The organism is Engelhardtia mirabilis (genome assembly GCF_007748095.1).
GTDB lineage: Bacteria > Planctomycetota > UBA1135 > UBA1135.
The window spans coordinates 3,951,057-3,973,222 of record NZ_CP036287.1 but is presented as its reverse complement, the minus strand read 5'-3'; the positions used below and the strand labels follow the sequence as shown (position 1 = coordinate 3,973,222).

At 69.9% G+C, this 22,166-nt stretch carries 14 protein-coding genes; 6 read left to right on the top strand and 8 right to left on the bottom strand.

The genetic code is table 11. The features are described 5' to 3' along the window. Positions 1 to 13: 13 nt before the first annotated feature. Positions 14 to 1,549: a hypothetical protein gene (locus Pla133_RS14725; protein WP_145066525.1), complete on the bottom strand. Its 1,536-nt coding sequence runs from the start codon at positions 1,547 to 1,549 to the stop codon at positions 14 to 16. A gap of 177 nt (positions 1,550 to 1,726) precedes the next feature. Here Pla133_RS14725 and uvrB point away from each other — a divergent pair, with 177 nt between their 5' ends. The 3 genes from uvrB (at position 1,727) to Pla133_RS14710 (ending at position 7,631) form a co-directional block, all read left to right on the top strand. Then, complete coding sequence (uvrB, locus tag Pla133_RS14720; protein WP_145066523.1) at positions 1,727 to 3,748, top strand: excinuclease ABC subunit UvrB; 2,022 nt, start codon at positions 1,727 to 1,729, stop codon at positions 3,746 to 3,748. A gap of 1,247 nt (positions 3,749 to 4,995) precedes the next feature. Next, positions 4,996 to 6,402, top strand: coding sequence for a hypothetical protein (locus Pla133_RS14715; protein WP_145066521.1), 1,407 nt, complete (start codon positions 4,996 to 4,998; stop codon positions 6,400 to 6,402). A 353-nt stretch (positions 6,403 to 6,755) separates the two neighbouring features. Beyond that, the gene (locus Pla133_RS14710; protein ID WP_145066519.1) at positions 6,756 to 7,631 is read left to right on the top strand and encodes a hypothetical protein; all 876 of its coding nucleotides are present in this window, start codon (positions 6,756 to 6,758) and stop codon (positions 7,629 to 7,631) included. A gap of 101 nt (positions 7,632 to 7,732) precedes the next feature. Here the strand turns inward: Pla133_RS14710 and Pla133_RS14705 are convergent, their stop codons facing one another. From Pla133_RS14705 to Pla133_RS14695, 3 genes are all read right to left on the bottom strand, one after another. Next, positions 7,733 to 10,516 carry an RNA polymerase sigma factor gene (locus tag Pla133_RS14705; protein ID WP_145066517.1) on the bottom strand — a complete coding sequence of 928 codons (2,784 nt, stop codon included), beginning with the start codon at positions 10,514 to 10,516 and terminating at the stop codon, positions 7,733 to 7,735. Positions 10,517 to 10,653: 137 nt separating this feature from the next. Further along, positions 10,654 to 11,658: a lipid A deacylase LpxR family protein gene (locus Pla133_RS14700; protein WP_419191553.1), complete on the bottom strand. Its 1,005-nt coding sequence runs from the start codon at positions 11,656 to 11,658 to the stop codon at positions 10,654 to 10,656. 59 nt (positions 11,659 to 11,717) lie between these two features. Next, positions 11,718 to 13,592, bottom strand: coding sequence for a RecQ family ATP-dependent DNA helicase (locus tag Pla133_RS14695; protein WP_145066515.1), 1,875 nt, complete (start codon positions 13,590 to 13,592; stop codon positions 11,718 to 11,720). A gap of 377 nt (positions 13,593 to 13,969) precedes the next feature. Here Pla133_RS14695 and Pla133_RS14690 point away from each other — a divergent pair, with 377 nt between their 5' ends. From Pla133_RS14690 to Pla133_RS14680, 3 genes are all read left to right on the top strand, one after another. Beyond that, positions 13,970 to 14,902, top strand: a complete 933-nt coding sequence (locus tag Pla133_RS14690; RefSeq protein WP_145066513.1) for a tetratricopeptide repeat protein — start codon at positions 13,970 to 13,972, stop codon at positions 14,900 to 14,902. Positions 14,903 to 15,346: 444 nt separating this feature from the next. Beyond that, positions 15,347 to 16,573 (top strand): N-acetyltransferase DgcN family protein, encoded by a 1,227-nt coding sequence (locus Pla133_RS14685; protein WP_419191552.1) that lies wholly within the window; start codon positions 15,347 to 15,349, stop codon positions 16,571 to 16,573. Continuing rightward, the gene (locus tag Pla133_RS14680) at positions 16,570 to 17,652 is read left to right on the top strand and encodes an alanine/ornithine racemase family PLP-dependent enzyme (RefSeq protein ID WP_145066511.1); all 1,083 of its coding nucleotides are present in this window, start codon (positions 16,570 to 16,572) and stop codon (positions 17,650 to 17,652) included. The genes Pla133_RS14685 and Pla133_RS14680 overlap by 4 nt, the downstream gene beginning before the upstream one ends. 58 nt (positions 17,653 to 17,710) lie before the next feature. On the opposite strand, the gene Pla133_RS14675 is transcribed toward Pla133_RS14680, so the two are convergent. From Pla133_RS14675 to Pla133_RS14660, 4 genes are all read right to left on the bottom strand, one after another. Then, complete coding sequence (locus Pla133_RS14675) at positions 17,711 to 18,163, bottom strand: hypothetical protein (RefSeq protein WP_145066509.1); 453 nt, start codon at positions 18,161 to 18,163, stop codon at positions 17,711 to 17,713. 59 nt (positions 18,164 to 18,222) lie between these two features. Beyond that, on the bottom strand, positions 18,223 to 18,723 hold the full coding sequence (locus Pla133_RS14670) for a GNAT family N-acetyltransferase (protein ID WP_145066507.1): 501 nt from the start codon (positions 18,721 to 18,723) through the stop codon (positions 18,223 to 18,225). A 60-nt stretch (positions 18,724 to 18,783) separates the two neighbouring features. Then, the gene (locus tag Pla133_RS14665; protein ID WP_419191551.1) at positions 18,784 to 20,292 is read right to left on the bottom strand and encodes a protein adenylyltransferase SelO; all 1,509 of its coding nucleotides are present in this window, start codon (positions 20,290 to 20,292) and stop codon (positions 18,784 to 18,786) included. A gap of 154 nt (positions 20,293 to 20,446) precedes the next feature. Then, positions 20,447 to 22,150, bottom strand: coding sequence for a sialidase family protein (locus Pla133_RS14660; protein ID WP_145066505.1), 1,704 nt, complete (start codon positions 22,148 to 22,150; stop codon positions 20,447 to 20,449). Positions 22,151 to 22,166: the final 16 nt, after the last annotated feature.

Genomic DNA, 22,166 nt, shown 5'->3' with positions numbered 1-22,166 from the left:
GGCGATCTACGTCTCAGCCGTCGCTGGACTCGTCGTCGCCTCCGCCGGCGTCACCGTCCCCGCCGGCGTCGTTCGCCGACGGCGGCTCCTCGCCGAGGAGCGAGGCGCGGGCGAATTCGTTGCCCTCAGCTTGGCCCCAGGCCTTGTTCCAAGCGACGACGACGCGCTTGTTGAACCAGATCTGGTCGCGCTCGAGTCCGTCCTGCCAACCGTAGTTGGTGCCGTTGCAGATCTCCTCGAGGGTGCGCTGGACGAGTCCGCCCGTGCGCAGACCGGCGTTGTCGTACAGGTCGACGGTCTTGAACGCGTTCATGATCGCGGGCATGGCTTCGACGCCGCGCTCGATCAAGCGCTGGCTGGCCGTGGTCGATCCGCGGGTTCCCGCCGGGTCCACCAACTTCTCGGCGTCGGCCACGATCGAGGCCCAGTCCTCGTCGCTGGTCTCGGGCAGCTTGTCGTAAGTCGGCAGGGCGGCGAGATCGACGGTGTCGGGATCGTGCTTCGGATTCGCGGCGGGCGCGGCCGGTTGCGCGGGGGCGGCTGCTGCTGCGCCCCCATCGGTGGAACTCCCCTCGCTGGCCGCGGCAGCGCTGGCCGCGGACGCGTTGCCGATCGGGGTCGGGGTGCCGCCGACCAGGTCGAAGGGGTTGACCGCCGGCTGGCTGACCTTGTCCTCGGGGGCGTCGGCGACCTGGTCCTCGCCGCTCTCGGCTTGGGCGACCTTGGCGCCCTCGAACCAGCCTTGGGTGATCCCGATCACGCCGATCCCGATCACGATCAGGCTCCCGCCTGCGATCAGCAGGGGCTTGGAGCTGCGCTCGGCCTTCTTGGCCGCGGGGCGCCGACGGGCACCGCCCGAGCGCTTGCGGCCGCCGGCGGAGGCACCGGCTCCGTCGTCGCCGGCGGACTTGCGACCGCTGCCGCGGCTCGCGCTGGCGGCCTTGTTGGGATTCGCTGCGACGGGAGTCGGCTCCGCGACCGCGCGCTCGGCTGCTGCGGCCTCGGCGGCACGTTGGGCTTTGATCCGCTCCAGCGTGCTCTGGGGCTTCGGAGCGGGGGCCGCTGCGTCCGCCGCGGCGGCGGCGCGCTCGGCCTTGAGCCGCTCCAGGGTGCTCATCTTCGGCGAGGGGGGCGGTGCGTCCGCGAGGGGCTCCGCTTCGAGCACCGCCTCTTCGAGGGGCTCCAACTCCAGCTCGGCCTCCTCCTCGATCTCCGCCACGGGGTCCGGGACAAAGGTCACCACCGGTTCGGGCTTCGAGACCGGCTCGGCCTTCGTGACCCGGACCGGCGCCGGCGCCGCTGCCCTCGGAGGAGCCTCGGCCCCGGCGACCGCAGCCACTGCGGCGGCGGGCGCAGCCTGCTTGCCCTTGGCGACGTCCGCCTCGCGGGCGGCGGCGCGCTCGGCCTTCTTGGCGGCGTCGGAGAGCTCCGGCTCGCCGATACGGACCGCCCCTTCACAGATCAGGCACTTGGCCCAGGCCTGGTCGAAGGAGACGGGAATCTCGAACTTGGCGTCGCAGCTGGTGCAGACACCGATTCGGACTTGCATGTCGAGCTCTGGCGCGGGGGCTTCTGGGCGGGGGACTCCATGGGGGTGGGGTCCGCCGGGAACGGGGGCGTGAAAAGATACCAGAGGCTCCGGGCCCATGCGGCGACTCGTGCCGCCACGGCTTCCCCGAGGCGGGGCCCGGGCGGCGGGGCGGCCTCGCTAACCTTGCCGCCAGCCATGGAACGCAACTCGCAACCCTTCCGTCTCCAGTGCCCCTTCGGTCCCCAGGGGGACCAGCCCGAGGCCATCGCCCGGTTGACGGAGTGGATCCGCGCCGGCACCCAGCACCAGACCCTCTTGGGCATCACCGGCTCCGGCAAGACCTTCACCATGGCGGCCGTGATCGAGCAGCTCAACCGGCCGGCGCTGATCCTGTCGCCCAACAAGACCCTGGCGGCCCAGCTCTTCTCCGAGTTCAAGGAGCTCTTCCCGGACAACGCGGTCGAGTACTTCGTCAGCTACTACGACTACTACCAACCCGAGGCCTACGTGCCCTCGTCGGACACCTTCATCGAGAAGGACTCGTCCATCAACGAGAACATCGAGCGCCTGCGGAACTCGGCCACCCGTTCGCTGCTGGACCGGCGCGACGTGATCATCGTGGCCTCGGTGTCCTGCATCTACGGCCTGGGCAGCCCCAGCAACTACACCGAGATGGCGCTGCCGATCGCGACCGGGGCCACGGTCGAGCGCGACGACCTGCTGCGGCGCCTGACGCAGATGCAGTACAGCCGCAACAACCTCGACTTCCGGCGCGGGACCTTCCGCGCGCGGGGCGACGTGGTGGAGGTCTTCCCGGCCTACGAGGAGGGGCGCGTGATCCGATTCGAGTTGTTCGGGGACGAGGTCGAGTCGATCCTCGAGGTCGATCCCCTGCGGGGCGAGATCCTGGCCGAGTTGGACAAGGTCACGATCTACCCTTCAGGCCACTACGTGACGCCCAAGGAACGCGTGCTGGCCGCCGTCGAGGGCATCGAGGTCGAGCTCGAGGAGCGCCTGCGCGAGCTGAAGAAGGCCGACAAGCTGCTCGAGGCCCAGCGCCTGGAGCAGCGCTGCCGCCAGGACCTCGAGATGCTGCGCGAAGCGGGCTTCTGCTCGGGCATCGAGAACTACAGCCGCTACATGGACGGCCGCGCCCCGGGCCAGGCGCCGTTCACTCTGCTGAACTACTTCCCCGAGGACTTCGTGGTCTTCATCGACGAGAGCCACGTGTCCGTGCCCCAGGTGGGGGCGATGTTCCGGGGCGACCGCTCGCGCAAGGAGACCCTGGTCGAGCACGGCTTCCGCCTGCCCAGCGCCCTGGACAACCGGCCCCTGCGCTTCGAGGAGTGGGAGAAGCTGGTCAAGCAGGCGGTCTACGTCTCGGCCACGCCCGGGCCCTACGAGAAGGTCGAGGCCAAAGACCACGTGGTCGAGCAGATCGTGCGGCCCACCGGCCTGATCGACCCGCCGATCGAGATGCGGCCCGCGCGCACCCAGGTGGACGACCTCTTGCACGAGATTCGCAAGGTGACCGCGGCGGGCTTCCGCACCCTGGTCACGACCTTGACCAAGCGCTCGGCCGAGGAGCTGACGACCTACCTGTCCGAGCTGGGCGTCAAGGTGCGCTACATGCACTCGGAGATCGACGCCATCGAGCGCATGCAGATCCTGCGCGACCTGCGCCTGGGCACCTTTGACGTGCTGATCGGCATCAACCTGCTGCGCGAGGGCCTCGACCTGCCCGAGGTGGCCCTGGTGGGGGTGCTCGACGCCGACAAGGAGGGCTTCCTGCGCTCCGCCACGAGCCTGATCCAGACCTGCGGCCGCGCCGCGCGCAACGTCGAGGGCCGCGTGATCCTCTACGCCGACAAGGAGACCAACTCGATCCGCGTCACCCGCGAAGAGGTCGAGCGCCGCCGCGCCGTGCAGCAGGCCTACAACGCCGAGCACGGCATCACACCGCGCACGATCATCAAGCCCATCCGCGACTCGATCGAGGCCCTCTACGAGATGGACTACTCGGCCCCCGAGCTGCCCGGCGAGGGCGCCAGCCGCGTGGCCGAGGGCGCCAAGCTGACCCCGGCCGAGATCCGCGAGGCCCTCGAGCGCCTGCGCGGCGACATGTACCGCGCCGCCGAGGAGCTGCGCTTCGAGGACGCCGCCAAGCTGCGCGACGAGGTCAAGGCGTTGGAGCAGCGGGAGCTCGAGTTGGCTTGAAGCGCTCTATCACGGAGCGTGCCACCAACCGCGTTGGGGCAGGTCTGAATCGACCCTGCACGATTCCACAAGGCATTGGACCTCTCATGGAGCACTGAGTAAGAGCTTGCTTATGCGCCCGGACCGGACCCCCCAAGAATCGGCCGTTGCGCTTTCTGCCCCCCCCCCTAGACTCTCGACCCTTGTTCTAGTCGCCGCGCTGATGCAGCGCGGCTGCACCGTACTGGTTCCTTCATGCAGGATTGAGAGATGATCTGCAGGTCCTCGTCTGTAGTCGCTGTCCTCGTCGCGGCAGTGCTTGTTCCCGATTCGGTCGTCATGGCCACCGCTACCAGCCAAGAGCCGACTTGTGCGGGAGACAGTGTCAAGTACGGTCCCTATACAGTCCCTGACGATGGCGACCCGAGCACAGATAGCTACGACGTCACTCAACCAACCAGTGGTACGGGAGGAACCGCTGGGCCGATCTCGGCGATCGAGGCGGCCAAGCAGGCGCTCTACGTGGCACTCGCGACCCAACCCGGGGTTGCCGAGTGCCCTGAGTGCGCTCCTGGGTTCGAGGGATGCGAGACTTCCATATGGGTGAGATTCGGGTCGGTGACCGCCTCGGCCTATCAAGGCGGTGATGGGAGCTGGATCGGTGAAGCCAGCATGGCTGAGGGGGATCCCTACAAGATCTCTTGCGCCCTGTGCCACATTGAAGATCCTGATCCCAATTGACACATGTGGCGGTCGACGGGCTTGAAGTAGCCCTGACCAACTGCAACAGCCCGCTTCACAAGATGCTCATTCGCGCTCTGTTGTTCGCTGTTCTCGTTCTCGCCGCGGTCTGGTTGACCTTCACTCCAGTCCCTGGCGACGCCATCCCGAGCGTTCCCAAGGGCGAGGCCACCAGCGAGCCCTCGGAGTCCGAGGTGGCGCTCGCGACCGAGTTCCCAGCGAGGCGAGGTGTCGTCGAGTCGCCAGCGGGTCCTCAGCTTCATCTGAGCATCTGCGGCGGGCCCGCGCCGAGCGGCGAGTATTCCCTCGGCCTGCGGTCGGCTGTTGGAGGCGCTGTCATTGATGTCTCGATCCAAGCGACGGGCGAGGGCGACGTGGCGCTACCCGATTCGTTGGTCGCGGAGGATCTAGGGCCTCTCTATCTCCGCCGGGGCTTGCGGTTGTGGTCGCCAACGTCACGGAGTGTCGATGATGCCGGGAATCTGGACCTGGCCTTCTGCGATGACGAGGAGCGGATTGCGGTCCGAGTGTTCGATCAGCAGGACGGTCGCCCGATCCGGGAGTTCAAGTTGGTTGAGGCCTGGTGGCGCGAGACCTACCCGCCGCCGACGACCCAGAAGGTGCTCGAGCACCTCGCCCAACAGGCTGACGGGCCTGAGGCTGTTGATGGCTGCCTCGAGGTCTCCGTCGCCGACGCGCAGTTGCGCAGCTACGTCCTCGCTGATGGGTATGCGCCTGCCCGCGTGCCCCCGCCTTCTGGTACCCATGTGGACGTGCTGGCGTTTCCGCTCGCCCATGTCGAGCTCTACACGGGCGACCCGGAGCGCTGGGACGGCGTGCCGCTGGGCGTCCCGGGCTTCGAGTACGCCATCGACGCGGCGGACTTCGAGCAGGGCATGGCTCGCTATCCGGCAATGGCGGGCAGGGGGTTCGTCAACGTGGGAGAGCGGGTGAATCGCTTGGGTGTTCTCTCTGGCTCGGCGTTCAGTGGTTCCGTGGAGGTCGATGCCGATGAGGGGTGGAGGCTGGACCTCGATCGACTGGGGGACGACGAGGGCTTGGCTACGGTTTCCGGATCGATCCTCTGCCCGGAGGATCAGATGGCGTCGTTGGAGCGATACACGCTGAGCCCACGACGTGAGTTCTCAAGTTCGTTCCGTGCCGAGACGCCCCGAGGTCGCAAGGGGCTGCGAGGGGTCGAGCCCGGATTACTCGAATGGGGGCCGTTGCGAGTGGTTCCTGGATCTTGGGACCTGCGCCTCGCGGGTCTGGGAGTCGGCGAGACGGTCGACCTGGGGCCGGGTGAGGATGTCCGCTTGACCTGGTCCGTCGATGGCTTGGTGACGACTCGCGTGCGGTACGTCGACGACGAATCCGGAGCGTCGCTTTTGGAAGCGGCGAGTGTGAGGGTCGCTCCGAGCGATGCCCCTGCGAGCGTGGTCGCCATCGACGACGGGACCTTGATCGATGTCTGGCCCAGTCAAGAGGACGGCAAGGTGACGCTCCCCGCAGGCCCGGTGGTCCTGGCCCCGAGCAAGCGCTGGTTCCCCGACCGGACCACGGTCGTGCTCGATGACGCCTCGGAGGAGGTCGTGCTGCGGGTGCGAGAATGGCCGAGGGTCACGGTGCGCCTGCCACACATCGCGGAGGGGAGGGGAGCAGAACCCATCATGCTCACGGCACCCAACACCGAGGTCCTGTGGACCTGGTCGGACGAGGACAGGGCCTCGATCTGGGTTCCACTCGCCACCGAAGGGGCGGCCGTCGAAGGGAGCAACGCCTTCGAGTTGACCGGCGAGGTCCGTCGCGCTGGCTTGGTTCGAATCGGGGTTCGAACGTCGGGACGTCCGGTGATTCCGCTGGGCAGCTTCGAGCTGCAGGCTGGCGAGACCACCGTGATCGACCTGAGCGAGGAGGCCGCCTTCAGCGGCTGAGCAAAGGCGCGGCCGGGAAGTCGGACCTCGAGGAGTCGGCCCAGCGCTCGAACGCCGGGGTGGCGAGGGGGACCGAGCCGCCAGGTCTTGCGCGACGAGGTCGAGGCCGAGGCACCTTCGGATCCGGATCTGACGCGGGCCGGGCTCGTGCAGTGGGGGCCCAATCAGCGGTCCACTGCAGCGAGTCGCCCGGAGTCGTGGCATCGAGGGGCGTGGCGCCCTCGACGGTGGCGGCCAGTGGACCTCGGCAGGCAAGAGCTGGCATCCTGTCGCGCCTGCCGGCGGCGCGAGTTCGAGAGGCTCGTTCCCCGGCGCTCGCCTTTTCGCCCAATGCCGACTACCCGACTTCACCGATGAGTTTTCGATCCTCGTCCAGCTTCATTCGCTCCTGGGGCACGATGCGCTCCGAGATCCTGGCCCTTTGGATTCCAGGCCTGCTGGGGACGCTCGTCCTGCTGTTCTGTGGGATGGCCGTCGTCGCGGTCGTCGGCGGAGATGCGTCGATCGTCTTGAGCATCGGATGGGCCGGCAACCTGGGTTGGATCGGGCTGGCGGCCGTCGGCTACCCCGTCGGCCACCTCCTGGCCGGACTGGGACTCGAGACGATCGAGGTCCGCAGCCTGCGGCGCAACGCGCGGCGCTTTTCCGACGCGAGCATGCCGTGCCGCTCGGTCAAGAAGTGGAGCAACCCCGACTGCTCCTTCCCCTACCGCTACCTGGCGGAGCACCTGCGAGCGACGGGGCGGGAGGACCTCGCCGGGGACGTTCCGTGGTCGGGTGAGCAGGCGGACATGGTCCTGCGCCAACGGTGGCTTGGGGACCAGCGCCGCCGCGCGCTGCGGGCGCGTCCCGAGCTGTTCGATCGCATCGAGCTCGCCGATGCCCGGGTGCAGTTCCTCGGCAGTCTCTGGTGGGTGCTGTGGGGGAGCCAGCTCGCCCTGGCGTTGCTGGCCTTCAGTGCCCTCATGCAAGCTCTGGTCGCGTCCTTCCTCATCCTTCTCGGGCTGCAGCTGCTGCCGTGGGCCGTGCGGGTCCTCATCGAGCGCGTGGTCCTGCCCATGCGGTTGGAGGCCCTGATCGAGCTCCTGGAGCTGCACGATCTTCGGGACCAGGGCGGCGACGACGGCGCCTTTGGGGGATCGGGTGCAACCGAGGTGGTCGTCGTAGGGCCGCGGCCCCGGGCGAGAGTCGCCGCCTGCAAGTACCCGCGTCGCTCGAAGGCTTGGTGATGCGGTCGGCGTAGGTCGCGATCCACCCGGCCGCTCGGATCAGGGTTCGCGACGTCAGCCTTGATCCGGAGCGGGCGATTCGGGCCCGCGCCGACGCGACGTCAGGGGACCTGCACCAGCTCCTGATCGTCGAGCTCGACCTCGGTCGTGCTCAGGAACGACCAACCGTGCTCCCCGAGCTGTCGCTTGCGCGCGACCACCATGCGCCGGCCGGGCAGGTCGCGCAGGAGCACCGTGGCTCCCGGGGCGAGTGGCCCGCGAACCTCGCCGCTGCGTCGCAGACCGTTCGCGGACAGCGCGACCCAGGCCAGGCGCTCGTTCTCGTCGAGGCCCGCCTCCGACCGCAGGCTCCGATCGGTGAGGTTCAGATCGAGGGCGAGGTCGCGGTACTCGCCGGACTGCAGCTCGAGCTCGAGGGGCTCGTCCGCCTCGTCCTCCGCAGCGCGGCGCAGCAGCAACCGGGTCTCGTCCAGGGGCACGAAGGCCGCCTCGAAGTGTCCGTCCTGCTCCAGCGGGAGCTCGAGCTCCGCACGCACGTCGAGGTCGGCCAGGACGCCACCCTCGAGGCTCGAGTCGATGCGCAGGGACCAGCGCTCGACCTGCGAAGGATCCCCGAGCAGTCGGCCGGTCAGCCTGGCCCGCGCGGGCAACATCAGTTCGACGCTCCCGCGGGAATCCGCGGGGGGCAAGGCGTGGCGAAAGCGCGGGTCCTCGGCGGTGATGGCGACCTCCGCGGTGCGCTCGAAGCCCGGTCGGACGCGGTGGGGCAGGGTGACCAGGCTCGCGCCGGGGCCGACGTCGCCCGCGAGCCAGAAGCGGCCCTCGACGTCGGTGTTGACGGCGTCGACCACGGCGCCTGCGTCGACCAGGGCCACGGTCACGTCGACGGACGCGCTCCCATCGGGGCGTAAGACCCGCCCGCCCAACTCGGCGGGTTGCCTCGCAGCCGCCGGCTCGTCCCCTGGTCCGTCCTCGATCTCGAAGTCCGCAGCCACCTCGAAGGGCAGCTCGAAGACCAGCCTGCTGCCCAGTTGGCTCGGGTCGTCGACCGCTTGGACGGCGACGGTGCTCCAGAAGCTCGAACTCGGATCCTGGCGCGTGGCCACCGCGACGCTGAAGGGGCGGGCCAGGGGCGAGGCGGCATAGGTGCCGGGGATGGATGTGGGCCAGGCCTCCTGGTAGCTCTCCTGGGCGATGTAGCGGCCGCCGGCGAGCCAGTCCGTGCGCTCCGACGTCGCCGGACGCAGGCTCACCATCGCGTCTCGCACGGGGCGCCCGATCGCATCGCGCACCTCGACCTCGAGGGCCCTCCAGGGCTGGAGCTGCATCCGAATCGGTCGCGGCGTCTCGGGCCGGACCTCGACGCGCAGGCTGGCGAACTCGCGGGAGTAGGAGCTCGCCACCAGGTCGATCGGGCCGGGTCCGTCGACCAGCAGACGCACCTGCCCCTGGGCGTCGGGACGCGGCGTCTGGCTGGCGAACCATCCCTCGGCGACGGCGGTGAAGCGCACCGCAGAACGGGTGAAGGGCGCGCCGTCCGGCGCGATCAGGGCGACGGTCAACAGCTCTGCGCTGGCCGCCGCTTCGCCGACGATGGGGCCCAGGTCGGTGATGCGATCGAGCTCGACCTCCAGCTCGCGCGAAGTCCAACGATCGGCGTCCCCGCGGACCCAGAGCACGTAGCTGCCGGCTTCGACGCCGCGGCACAGGCCCTGGCCCGCCTCGAGTTCCCACTCGATGGGCGGGCTGGCCGGTCGGGCCAGGGGGCTGCTGACGTTCGTGCGTCCCGGCTGGACCAGGGCGCCCTGGACCCGCGCGGGCCGATGGCCGGCCCCGTTGGTGAAGGTGAAGCGCACCGCGCCGCGGCGAGGCCGGCGCAGGGAACCGAGATCGATGCACTCGGCGACGTCGCGCGTCCAGCGCTCGATCCAAGGCTCCAGGAGTGGATCGGTGATCTGCAGATCGAGGTCCACCGAGGCCGCGCCGTCGGGTCGCTCCAGGACCACTGCAAAGATCCCGGCCGCGTCGGTGACGAGCTCGTGTCGGCTCTCGCGACCGCAGTAGAGCGTCAGGCTGCGCTCGGCCAGGGGCTGGCCGCCGTCGTCGACCAGGCGACCACGGACTTCCATCCGGCCCGGGCCAGCGAGCCATTGCGTGCGTGAGGTGGGCGAGTCGGCTTGCACGGATGCCAGCCCCGGAGCGCCGGCTTGGGCCAGCCGATCGGGCCGCGCGCCGCCGCCGCTGGCCGGTTCCAGTCCCCTCGGCGCGGAGAGGGCGACGAATGCCAGCACCGCGGCGGCGACGAGGGCGACACCCAGGGTCGGACCCGCCAACAGGCTTCGCGTTCCCATGGCCCTGCGCGCGAGGGGGATCAGCGCCAGAGCCCAGGCGCGCTCGTCCTCCGGGTGACTCCGACGCAGCTTGGCGCGCACCTGCTCGAGCCCGCGGTGCACGCGCGAGCGCACGGCGCTGTCGGTCAGCTCGAGCTCGCGGGCGATACGCACGCTGGACCAGCCCTCGCGGAAGCGCAGCACGATCGCCTCGCGCTGGTCCTGGGGCAGCTCGGCCACGGCCTGGGCCACCTGCTGCTCGAGCTCCGAGCGCTGCAGGGCCACCGTCACGTCGTCGAGCGCCTCGCCGGCCGCGCTCAGCCGCTCACGCCGCTCGCGGCGGGAGTCCGCGCGGCCGGTCTGCACCAGCACCGAACGCATCACGGTCGCGAGCCAACCGCGCGGCCGGTCGAGGCGAGCGGGGGGGTGCTGCAGCGCCTTCAACCAGGTCTCCTGGACCAGGTCGTCGGCGGCGGCGGCGTCCCGCACGAGCCGCTGGGCGAAGGACGCGAGCCAGTCGCGTTCGGAGAGGAGGGCGGTGGTGATGTCCTGCATGGCACGGACGGGACGCCGCCGACGGCGGAGCGTCCCCGGATTCTTGCGGGACTTGCGCGGGGTAGCGACCGGGCTCCTCGCAGTCCCGTCGGCCGAAGCCAAGTCCTCGCACGCGGCCGCTCGGGCCTCGGGCCCGCTCAGAAGCGGTAGGCCACGGTCAACGAGCCGAACTTGGTGGCGCTGCGCTGGGTCGCGAACTGGTCCGTCGCCACCGAACCGACGAAGGTCACCGAGAGGGACCCGTAGCGCACGGTCGCGCCGAACGAGCCGAAGCCGACGAGGGGCTCGGTGTCCACCGACCTGCTCGAACTGAAGACCGTTCCGTCCAGGGGCAGGTAGTGCGCCGTGGCGTAGCCGCCGAGGCCGGCGAAGAAGCTGACCGACGGCTGACCGCTGGCGCCGATGTCGCCCAGGAACTGCGGGCCGACCCCTTGGCGCAGGGAGAAGGCGCCCACCGGGTCGGGCAGGTTCCAGCCGGCTTCCCCGTAGAGTCCGGCGGTGACCCCGGTGAAGTAGGTCCCGGCTCCGGCGCCGAAGACCGGGACGACGCGGGCGCCGGCATCCGACATGTCGCCGCTCGTCAGCCACTCCGTCGCGCGGGTGTAGTCGAGGTTGATGATCGGCTCGTCGGGGAGCTGGGTGTCCCAGCCCTCCGGCACGTCCACGCCAATCGTCTCGTGGACCTTGGTCTGCACCCACTCGGCCCCGGAGGATGGCCCCACCAGTCCCAGCCGCAGTTGCCAGTTGTCGCTGCGGTCCGGACGCAGGCGGGCCAGGGCCAGGTCCACGAACAGCACCCCCGCGTAGGGCTGGTCGTCCCGCGGGGGATCGGCCAAGGTGATGTCGTCGGGGGTGAAGATCTCGTGGCCCAGGCCCATCGCCACGTAGAGCTCCTCGCGGTCGTCGCCGAGGAACGGGGCGCCGCGCCAGAGGCGCGCGAACCGGTCGGCCAGGCTCCCGTCGCGCTCGCGCGCCACCGGCCCACGGATCCAGGTCAGGGCCACGCCGTTGGTGTAGTTGTCGTCGCTGCGCGTGAAGACGTCGTTGTCGTAGGTCAGGGCGACCGTCTCGTGGAACGCGCCCGGCTCGACGACGTCCGGGGGCGCCGCGCAGGCGCCCAGGCAGGCGACGAGCGTGGCCACGGCGGCCGCGCGCGGGCCGCCGGGCCTAGGATCGGTCGCGCACGGGGAGTGTGGCCGGCTCAGAGCAGTGCCTCGAGCAGCACTTCGCCCAGGTCCGCGGCCTTCTTGGCTCCGATGCCCTCGACCTCGAGCAGCTCTTCCTCGTTCGTCGGCCGTTTCTTGGCCAGGTCCACCAGGGTGCGGTCGTTGAACAGCAGGTAGGGCGGCACACCGCGCTCCCGCGCCAGTCGGCGCCGCAGGGAACGCAGGCGCTCGACCAGGTCCTGGTCCAGGTCGGGCTCGTCGAGGATCGGCGCCGGGCGGCTGCGCGCGGCGGACTTCTTCTTGGGCGCCGGCGGCTTGAACAGGGTCGCCTGCTCCTCGCCCTTCATCACCGCGAGCCCCGAGCGGGTCATGCCGATCACCGGGTACTTGCCGGGGCTCACACGCAGGTACTCCTGGGCGATCAGTTGATCGATGTAGGAGCGCACCTCGGCCTGGGACTTGTCCGCGAGCAGGCCGAAGGTCGTGAATTGGTCGTGGCCGAGCTGCTCGATCTTCTTGAGCTTCGCGCCGCGCAGCACGTTGGTCACGTGGCCCGCACCGTAGCCCTGGCGACAGTGCACCACGCACGAAAGGATCTTCTGGGCGATGACCTGGGCGTCGTCCTCCGCGGGCAGCTCGCCCAGGCACACGTCGCAGGCGCCGCAGCCGTCGGGCAGGACCTCGAAGCGTCCGCCGAAGTACTCGACCAGGAAGCGGTGTCGGCAGAAGGCCCCGGCGGCGAAGCCCCACATGTGCCCGAGGCGCTCGAGGTTGCCCTCCAACTCCACGCGCGCCGTCGTCACCCCGGCCTCGTCGGCCTCGGCCGCGCTGCGCTCCATCAGGCTGCGCTGGCCGTGGAAGTCCGCGCCCGAGTAGAACAGGACACACTCGGCCGGCAGGCCGTCGCGGCCCGCGCGCCCAGTCTCTTGGCTGTACTGCTCGACGCCCTTGGGCAGGGCCGCGTGGATCACGAAGCGCACGTCCGAGCGGTCGATGCCCATGCCGAAGGCGACCGTGGCCACGATCACGTCGATGCGCTCGGACAGGAACGCGTCCTGGGCCTGCTTGCGCTTCTGCGGCGTCATGCCCGCGTGGTAGGGCTCGACGCGCACGCCCTTGGCGGCCAGGTCCCCAGCCACCTGCTCGGCGTCCTTGCGCCGCATTACGTAGACGATGCCGGCCTGGCCCGCGTGGCGCTGGATCACGTTCAGCGCCTGGGAGACGAGGTTCTCCCGCGGCACGATGCGGTAGGTCAGGTTGGGCCGGTCGAAGTTGCCGACCAGCCGCGCCGGGTCGCGCAGTTGGAGCTGTTCACAGATGTCGTCCTGGACCCGCGGCGAGGCCGTGGCCGTCAGGGCCAGGATCGGCACGCCCGGCGCGCGCTTTCTGAGCGTGCCCAGGGCGCGGTAGTCGGGGCGGAAGTCGTGGCCCCAGTGGCTGATGCAATGGGCCTCGTCGACAGCGATGGCCGAGAGGCCGGCCTCGACCAGCCCGCCGAAGAAGTCGCCCACCGCCAGGCGCTCCGGGGCGCAGAACAGGATGTCGAGCTGGCCCGAGTGCAGCTTGGCCCAGGTCAGGGCGCGCTCCTCCGGGGTCTGGACGCTGTTCAGCACCCCGGCGTCGACCCCGTGCCCCTCCAGGCTGTGGAGCTGGTCGGCCATCAGGGCGATCAGCGGGCTGACCACCAGGGTGAAGCCCTCCTTGACCAGCGCCGGGGCCTGGTAGCACAGGCTCTTGCCGCCGCCGGTGGGCAGCACCACCAGGGCGTCGCGTCCTTCGAGCACCGCCGCCATGGCCTCGCCCTGGAGCGGACGCAGGCGGTCGAAGCCGAAGACCCCGCGAATGCGCTCCGCCAGCGCCTGGAGGGCGCTCCCGGGCTCGGTGGTGGGGCTGGAGGGGAGCGCGTCCATGGGCGGCGCGGCGGAGACCCGCCACGACTAGGACCGATGGAAGCAGCCTGCGGTTACGGGTTCAAGGGGCGAGACCCCCTCTCGGGTGAACTCCCCGGCCGAATGGCGCTGCGTCGCCGGGGCAGCGCGTCGCGCGCCCGGCTCGGCCGGGGGACAGGTGGCCCGGATCGCCGCAGAGCTCCTCCCGTCGGAGCCCAGGGCGCCGAAGCGCTCGAGCCGGGAGGGCCGTCCGCGCCGGTCCCCCGACCAGGACCCCGAGCGACGCCCCAACGAACGTCCGCTCGGTGCCGTTCGGACCTCGGTAGGTGGGGCGCTCACCCCATCGAGAACGTCGCCTTGCCGGACGACGTCGATCCGAACGAGTCCGAGGGAGAGCCATGATCAAATCGCTGCATCAGATCACCGAGGCCGTCCAGGGACTGGGTGCCCTGCTCACCAGCCTGACCGGCGGCGTCGGCGCCGCCATCCGCCTGCTTCGCGTGTTGGACCCCCGGGTCGCGATCTTCACCACGAGGCCGTCGGAGTACGACGCCGAGCTGCGCCGCAAGGACGTGCCGGCCTACTTCTACGCCGTGCGTCGCTACCGCGACGAGCGCGACTGGAAGGTCGTGAGCGAGCTCGGTCCGCTCTTCGACTTCCGAGAGCTGCCCTCTCCGGCGCGTGAGACCTACCTGACCTGGCTCGGCATGGCGGAAGTCAGCCTGGGGCGGCACGAGGCCGGAATCGACCACTTCCGCGAGGGGATCGGTGTGTGCGAGTACGAGCCGGTGTCGGTCGAGTTGCACTCCAACCTGGGCTACACCCTGGCCCTGACCGGCGACTTCGCTGCGGCCCGCGAGCAGAACGACATAGCCCTGTCGATCGATCCGGTCGAGCTCGCGCTCTACAACGCCCTGGCGATCGAATCGATGGCTGAGAATGGCCGCAGGCTCGACGCCCGCGCGGCGGCCCTGGTCGATCGGTTCCCGGTCGCCGACGAGCCGGGGTCCGAGCTGTCCAAGAGCGTGCTCGAGGATCCGGACCTGGCTTGGTTCCGCAGTCAGGCGTCGTTCCAAGTGAACTTCCCCAAGTTGGCAGCGGCGAGGACCGCGGCGAATGGCGACCAGAGCAAGCGCGGCGCAGGCGCTGGCCTCTTCGCCGGCCTTGGGCTGGTCTTCGCGCTCGGGCTGGGCAGTCACAGCGCGATGCTCGAGAGCCCGACCGCGGCTCCGGCGGACGCGGTCATCCGATCGTCCGCCTTGCTGTCGGCGGGGCTCGGGTCCCACGCCTTCGAGCCGACCTGGGCGTCGGGCTTGGGTTCGCACCTGTAGTGGCGCGCGGGCGGCCCTTGGTGCCGAACAGCCGGATCGGACAGGGGGCGCTGCTGCAGAACATCCCCACGTCGGGTATCGATCCGCCCTGCGATCGCGGTCCTTGCCCTCTGCCCCGGGTGGGCAGGGTGGAACCGGGGAGCCCTCAGCGGAGGTTGATGGCAGCCGTGCTAGTGTCCTGGAACAGAAATTCGGCGTCACTTCCCGGGCTCCGATCGCCGCTGGCGTCGCCAGCGCCTCCTCCGAGTATCGCAGCGGATACGCGTCGTCGGCGCGCCTAGCCAGCATCGATCGGACCTCCGGGAAGTGACACCAAATTTCTGATCCAGGACACTAGCGTGCTGCGCTAGAAACTCTACTTAGTGGGGACCTCTCGTTGAAATACGGCCACCTCTGGTCGTCACGATTCCGTCGCCTCCTCTGAGCCTGACTCGAGGAGGGACCATGTCCCCTGACCCGCGCTCCACGTCGTCGAGACTGAACGGCGACCCCATCGGTCGCACAGCCCTGTTCGGCGAGATGCGCTCCCCGGTGATTCGTGCGGCGGCGCAGCGCTCGCGCAGAGTGGCCGAAGACCCCGTTCGAATCGACGCAACCGCGGTCGTCTACTGCGAAGGCAATTTCGGCGACGTCGACGGCAAGACAGCCAACGGGCTCGTGCGGCACTCGGAGAAGTACACGATCCACTCGGTGATCGACAGCGAGCAGGCCGGCTCGGACGCGGGTCAGGTGCTGGATGGCGAGCCGAACGGTATCCCCATCTGCCACGACCTCGCCGCCTCCCTGGCCTTGGAGGGGACGCTGCCCCAATTCTTCATCTTCGGGATCGCACCTGCCAGCGGCGCCCTGTCGATCGTCGAGCGCGGCCTGATCCTCGAGGCCATCGGTCTCGGCATGCACGTGGTCAACGGACTGCACGAATTCCTGAACGATGATCCGGAGTTCGTGGCGGCGGGTGCGGCGAGCCGAGTCGAGCTCCTCGACGTGCGCAGGCCCCGCGCCAAAAAGGATCTGCGGATGTTCAGCGGTCGCGTCGGCCTGCTCGACTGTCCGCGCATCGCGGTGCTCGGCACCGACTGCGCCATCGGCAAGCGCACAACCGCCAACATCCTGGCCCGGGCCCTGAACGAAAGAGGCTTGAAGGCGGTGATGGTCGGCACGGGCCAGACCGGCCTGATGCAGGGCGCTCGCTACGGGATCGCCCTGGACGCCGTCCCCTCCCAGTTCTGCGCCGGCGAGCTGGAGGCGACGATCCTCGAGGCCTTCGAAGGCGAGCATCCCGACGTCATCATCGTCGAAGGACAGGGAGCCCTCAGCCACCCGGCCTACTCGACCTCGGCCTTCATCCTGCGGGGCAGTTGCCCCCAGGCGGTGGTGCTCCAGCACGCTCCCGGACGGCGGCACCGCTGCGACTTCGAGCAGATGCCGATGCCCGATCCGGCCAGCGAGATCCGCCTGATCGAGACCTTCTCCGACACCAAGGTCATCGGCCTCACGCTCAACCACGAGCACTTGACCGAGATTCAGGTGGATGCGGCCATCGAGCAGTACGAGCGCGAGCTGGGGATCCCCGCCACCGATGCCTTGACTCGTCCCACCGAGCGCTTGGTGCAGATGGTCCTGGCAGCCTTCCCGGAGCTCGCGCAGAAGCAGGCGCACGTGTCTCGATGAGCGCACCGCGCCTCGAGATCGACCTGGACAAGATTCAACACAACGCGCGCAGCCTGGTCGGTCGACTGGCCGGCGTGGGGATCGCCGTGACTGGCGTGACCAAGGCGACGCTGGGCTCGCCGGCGGTTGCGGCGGCCATGGTGCGAGGTGGCGTTCGCGGGCTCGGGGAATCGCGGATCGAGAACATCGAGGCCCTACGCCGCGGTGGCGTCGAGGTGCCGACGACCCTGATCCGCTCGCCGATGGTGAGCCAGGCCGCGCGAGTCGTGGCCGGCGCCACCGCGAGCATGGGCACCGAGCTCGATGCGATCGGCGCCCTGTCGGAGGCCGCCCGGGCGCGGGGACTGGTGCACCGGATCCTTCTGATGGTCGAGTTGGGCGACCTGCGCGAAGGCATCCTGCCGGGCGACCTCGAGCCCTTCGTCCGCCGCGTGCTGCGCCTTCCCGGCATCGCCCTGCAGGGCATCGGGACCAACCTCGCCTGCCACAGCGGGGTCGTTCCCGGCCACGCGAACATGACCGAGCTGTCCGACCTGGCCACCTCGATCGAGGCTGACTGTGGCGTCCGGCTAGAGGTCGTCTCCGGCGGCAACTCCGCGAACCTCGCCTGGGCCCTGGGCGCCGGCGACAAGGGGCGCGTGAACGACCTGCGCCTGGGCGAGGCAATCCTGCTCGGTCGCGAGACCTTGCAGCGCGAACCGGTGCAGGGCCTGTTGACCGACGCGTTCATCCTCGTGGCCGAGGTGATCGAGTCGAAGCTCAAGCCCTCCAGGGCCTGGGGGGAGATCGCCCAGGCCGCGTTCGGGGACCTGACGCTCGCACCCGACCGCGGCGAGCTCGTGCGGACGATCCTGGCCGTCGGCCGCCAGGACACCGACGCGGCGGGGCTGACCCCGCCGATCGGGATCGAGATCCTCGGCGCCAGCAGCGATCACCTGATCCTGGGCACCGGTCGTCGACGTCTGGCCGTCGGCTCCGAGGTTCGCTTCCAGGTCAACTACAGCGCGCTGCTGCGGGGCATGACCTCGCCCTTCGTGGCCAAGGTCATGCGGAAACGCGCGGCGGTTGTGCCCGCTTGATGGGGGGCGAGGACCCGGGCGCGAGGTCACTTCCGATTGGACAGAGAAGCCCGAGCCGCTAGCCGAACGCGCGCTCTTCCCGGCGCATCCCGAGGTAGCTCCCCGCGAGGGCGGCGAAGGCCGATCCGAACAGCAGGGTGAAGATGAACCCGGGTTGGCCTGCCAGGGGACCGAGGCACACGACCGCTTGAGCTGCGGCCGCGATCAGGCCGACGCCGATGCTCCCGGCGCCGACCAGCGCCCACAGCAGCCCGGCCAGGGCTCCAATGGCCAAGACGAGGATCAGGTCGATCGGCCCGTGGACGAACCACAGGTTGGTGAAGGCCAGGAGCAGGGCACCCCGGACCGCGTCCCCGCGCAGCCGGGCGCGGCGGAGCAGGAGCAGCTCTTCCATTCGAGCCCGGTCGCGCTCGCGCTGCTGGGCCCGCAGGGCCTCGACCTCGGCAGGCCACGGGGCCGCTTCGGGCTCGGGCGCAGGGTCGACGACCCCGACTCGATTGGGGGTTGCCACTGAGGCGCCATCGGCTCCGGGATCGGAGGGTCTTGAGAATGCCGGGGCCAGCCCCCGGCTCAGCACCCGAGGTCGAGGCGGAAGACGAGGAAGGGGCGCTCGTCACCGATCCAGTCGCGCGCGGCGCAGCGCTCGAATCCGAGCGAGTGGTACAGGGCGTGGGCAGGTCCCATGGTGGGGCGGGTCGAGAGCACCATGGCCGCCCAGCCCAGGCGCTGGCCCTCGGCTATCGCGGCCTCCATCAACAGTCGTCCGGCGCCGCGCCGGCGCTGGTCGGGTGCGACGGCGAGCAACTGGATCTCGCCCTCGTCCGGTCCCGCGACCTGGGCCGTGCCGCTTCCCGGCGCGACCAGGAAGGCCACGCCCAGGAGCTCGCCCCTTGCACCGTTGCGCGCGGCGATCAAGCGTCCGCGGGGGCGCACCCGCCGCGGCTCGAGCCGCACCTGCGCGCCCGCCGGATCGGGGTGGTCTCGATCGACGAACGCCGCCAGCAAGAGCCGGCCGAGCTCGTCGTCGCCGACTTCGGCGTCCAGGCGGATCGCGGGGGAGGCCGGTTCCATGACTTTGGTCGAAGAGCCGAGGTCAGCAGGGGGCGGATTCCAGATCGAGGCCGGAGCGGCTCAGGTTCCGCAGAAGGTCCGGTAGGGCGGAGCGTCGGCCGGCGCGGGCAGGGTCAGGTCGGTGCGATCGGGGCGCTCGTCGAAGGGCCGCGTGACCACGGCGAGGAGCTCCTCGAACAGCGTCAGGTCGCCCTCGTCGACGGCCGCGTCCAGGGCCGCCTCGACGCGGTGGTTGCGCGGGATGAAGAGCGGGTTGACGGCGGCCATGGCCGCGGCGCGGGCAGCGGGCATCGTCGACTCGTGGGAGAGTCGATCGCGCCAGCGTTGGAGCCACGCGTCGAGCGCCGCCGAGTCGGCAACGAGCCCGCGCAGCGCGGCGGGGTCCTTTTCGGCGGAGGTCAGGGCCCGCAGGGCATTGGTGTAGTCGACCTCGCCTCTTCGCAGCAGCGACAAGAACCCCTCGATCAGGCCTTCGTCCTCCGCTCGCTCGGTCGCGAGGCCCAGCTTGGGCCGCATCCGCGCGAGATACCGAGCCTCGTAGGCCGGTTGAAATCCCTCCAAGGCTGCCCGCGCGCCCGCTCCCGCGCGTTCCGGGTCCGCGTCGAACAGCGGCAACAGCGTCTCGGCCAGGCGCACCAGGTTCCACAGTCCGATCTGCGGCTGCTGACCGAAGGCGTAGCGCCCGCCGTGGTCGATCGAGCTGAAGACCGTGGCCTCGTCGAAGCGCTCCATGAAGGCGCAGGGCCCGTAGTCGATGGTCTCGCCGCTGATCGAGGTGTTGTCGGTATTCATCACCCCGTGCACGAAGCCGAGGCTCATCCACCACGCGATCAACCGCGCTTGACGGTCGCGCACGGCCTCGAAGAAGCGCAGGTAGCGCGGGCCGCCGTCGATGTCGAGCAGGTGCGGATCGTGCCGCGCGATGGCGTAGTCGGCGAGCTTACGGACCTCGTCGACCTGCCCGCGCGCCGCGAAGTACTCGAAGGTGCCGACGCGCAGGTGGCTGGCTGCGACGCGCGTCAGGACCGCGCCGGGCAGTGGCCGATCGCGGTACACAGACTCCCCCGTGGTCGCCGCCGCGAGGGCGCGGGTGGTGGGCACGCCGAGGGCGTGCATGGCCTCGCTGACCAGGTACTCGCGCAGCACCGGACCGAGGGCCGAGAGTCCGTCGCCCCCGCGCGAGAAGTGCGTCGGCCCGCTGCCCTTGAGCTGGATGTCGCGGCGCCTGCCGTCGCGGTCGACCACCTCGCCCAGGAGCAGGGCGCGTCCGTCGCCGAGCTGGGGCGTGAAGTGCCCGAACTGGTGCCCCGCGTAGGCCTGGGCGATGGGCTCCGCCCCGGCGGGCAGCTCCTGGCCGGTCAGGATCCTCGCGCCGCGCTCAGAGGCCAGTTCGTCGATGTCGAGGCCCAGCTCCTGCGCCAGAGCGCCGTTGAAGAACAAGAGCCGCGGCTCCCGCGCCCGCGCCGGCCGGGCGGGGCTAAAGAAGCCCGGCATGTCGCGCGCGAAGGAATTGTCGAAGGCGAACGGCGCGGGCTCGCCGAGGGGCGTGGCAGTGTTGGAGTCGATCACGGGGGTCCTGCGTTGGGCCGCGAAGATCCTGGGTGGGCGGGCCGAGATACTCAACCGTCCGCCCGGCTTTCACCGGGCGACGGCCGAGCCCCGCCGATACGACGCCACACGCGATCGCGACACTGTCGTGGCGTCGGATCGACTCCGTTGCTTACTAGAGTCCGATCTCGACCACGTCGGTGATCGGTCCGACCGTACCGGCAACCAGGTCGAGCCCGACGCCGACAGCGTGCAGCGTCAGTCCAGGCGGCAGCCCGATGGGCACCGCGGTCGTGCTCCCGGCACCATCGGGTACCAGCGTTGCGGAGAGCACGCCGGCGGCGGCGAGATCGAGCGACGTGGCCAGCAGCGGATCGTTGGACAGGCCCAGGTTGCGGCCATCCGGAAGGATCAGGTCTCCCTCGCCGAGGGCCAGGAGCACCCACCCGAGGGTGCTCTCGCTTCCGAACTGGTCCAGGTCGAAGCTCGCGACGCTCGGTCCTGCGAAGAAGCCGTCGGGCGTGAGCCGCTGGGGCCGGAAGCCCGTCGACCAGACCTTGAGGTCCGGATCGACGAACACGCTCACGAGGTTGTCGTACACATCGCTCACGCCGACTCGAACATCGATCGACGGGGCGAAGCCGCCGTCCGCGCCGCTCAGTGACAGGAAGCCGAGCTCGAAGCTACCCGCAGCATCGTCGAAGTAGGCGGAAGCGGTCAGCATATCGGCCCTGGTGGTCAACAGGGGGCGACCGCCCAGTTCGGTCAGAAAGACCTGGTCGATCTCTCCCGTGACGCCTTCCGTCAACTGCGGCGCAGCCCACGCTTGCCCGCCATCGGTCGAGTACGTGTAGAGGACACGGCCGGTCGTCGGGAGGTACGAAACCGTGGGGTGGGCGTAGAAGATTCGATCGCCCCGAATGGAGACCGCACGACCGAGGATGGTCGGGGTCACACCCGGGATGGCAACGGCGGGCGCGAAGCTGGATCCAGCATCGACCGACCGCTGGACCCACGCTGACTGGGAGAAGGCCGCGATGATGGAGCTGACAACCGTGATCACCGGACCGTCGAGTTCGACATCCAAGTAGAGGTCGGCGATCTCGGGGCTGAAGTGGAGCAGCTTGCGCGGTTCGAAGGTCACGCCACCGTCGATGCTCCTGCGGTGCATGACCGAGAGGTCCATGCCGACGCCGTCACCGTAGATCGCGTGGACCGTGGAGCCGTCAACCACGAGCTTCCCACCGTTGTGGAAGAAGTTGCTGACCGGCGTCACGATCGGAAAGGTCTGCCCGCTGTCCTCGGAGACCAGGAGGTTGAGTCGGTGTTCCGAGGTCTCGACCAGCAGGTAGACCCGATCGTGGGGCGAGCCTGGCAACACGACCAAGTCTTCGACGGCGTCGTTGTGGAAGAAGAAGGACTCGAAGGGCGCGATCGGGAGCCGAACCGGCGCGCTCCAACTGGCTCCGGCGTCCTTCGTGTGGCCGATGAACACGTCCGGAAAGTCGGTCCATGCGAAGTACGCGCTCTCGCCCACCAGGGTCGAGCGGCCGGCGAAGTAGTTGGGTTCATACCCTTCGGGGAGGGCCTTCAGCGGAGACCATTCGAGTCCTCGCCCGTCCGACCAGGACGAGTAGGGCCTGTCGGTGCCCGTCAGCCTGGTCATCACCATCGAGTGATCACCATCGACGAGCAAGCTGCGGATGCTGGTGCCCCAGCCGAGGTTGACGCCGTCGCGCACGTCGGATGGCGGGTTCGGGTCGAAAGGGGTGCCGAATCCCGAAACCTGGGCGGCCAGTGGATTGGCGGACAGTGGCTTGGCGGACAGTGGGAGGGTGAGCAGCACCGAAGCGGCGACGATCGAAGTCAGGCGAATCATTGGATGCGTGTAGGGG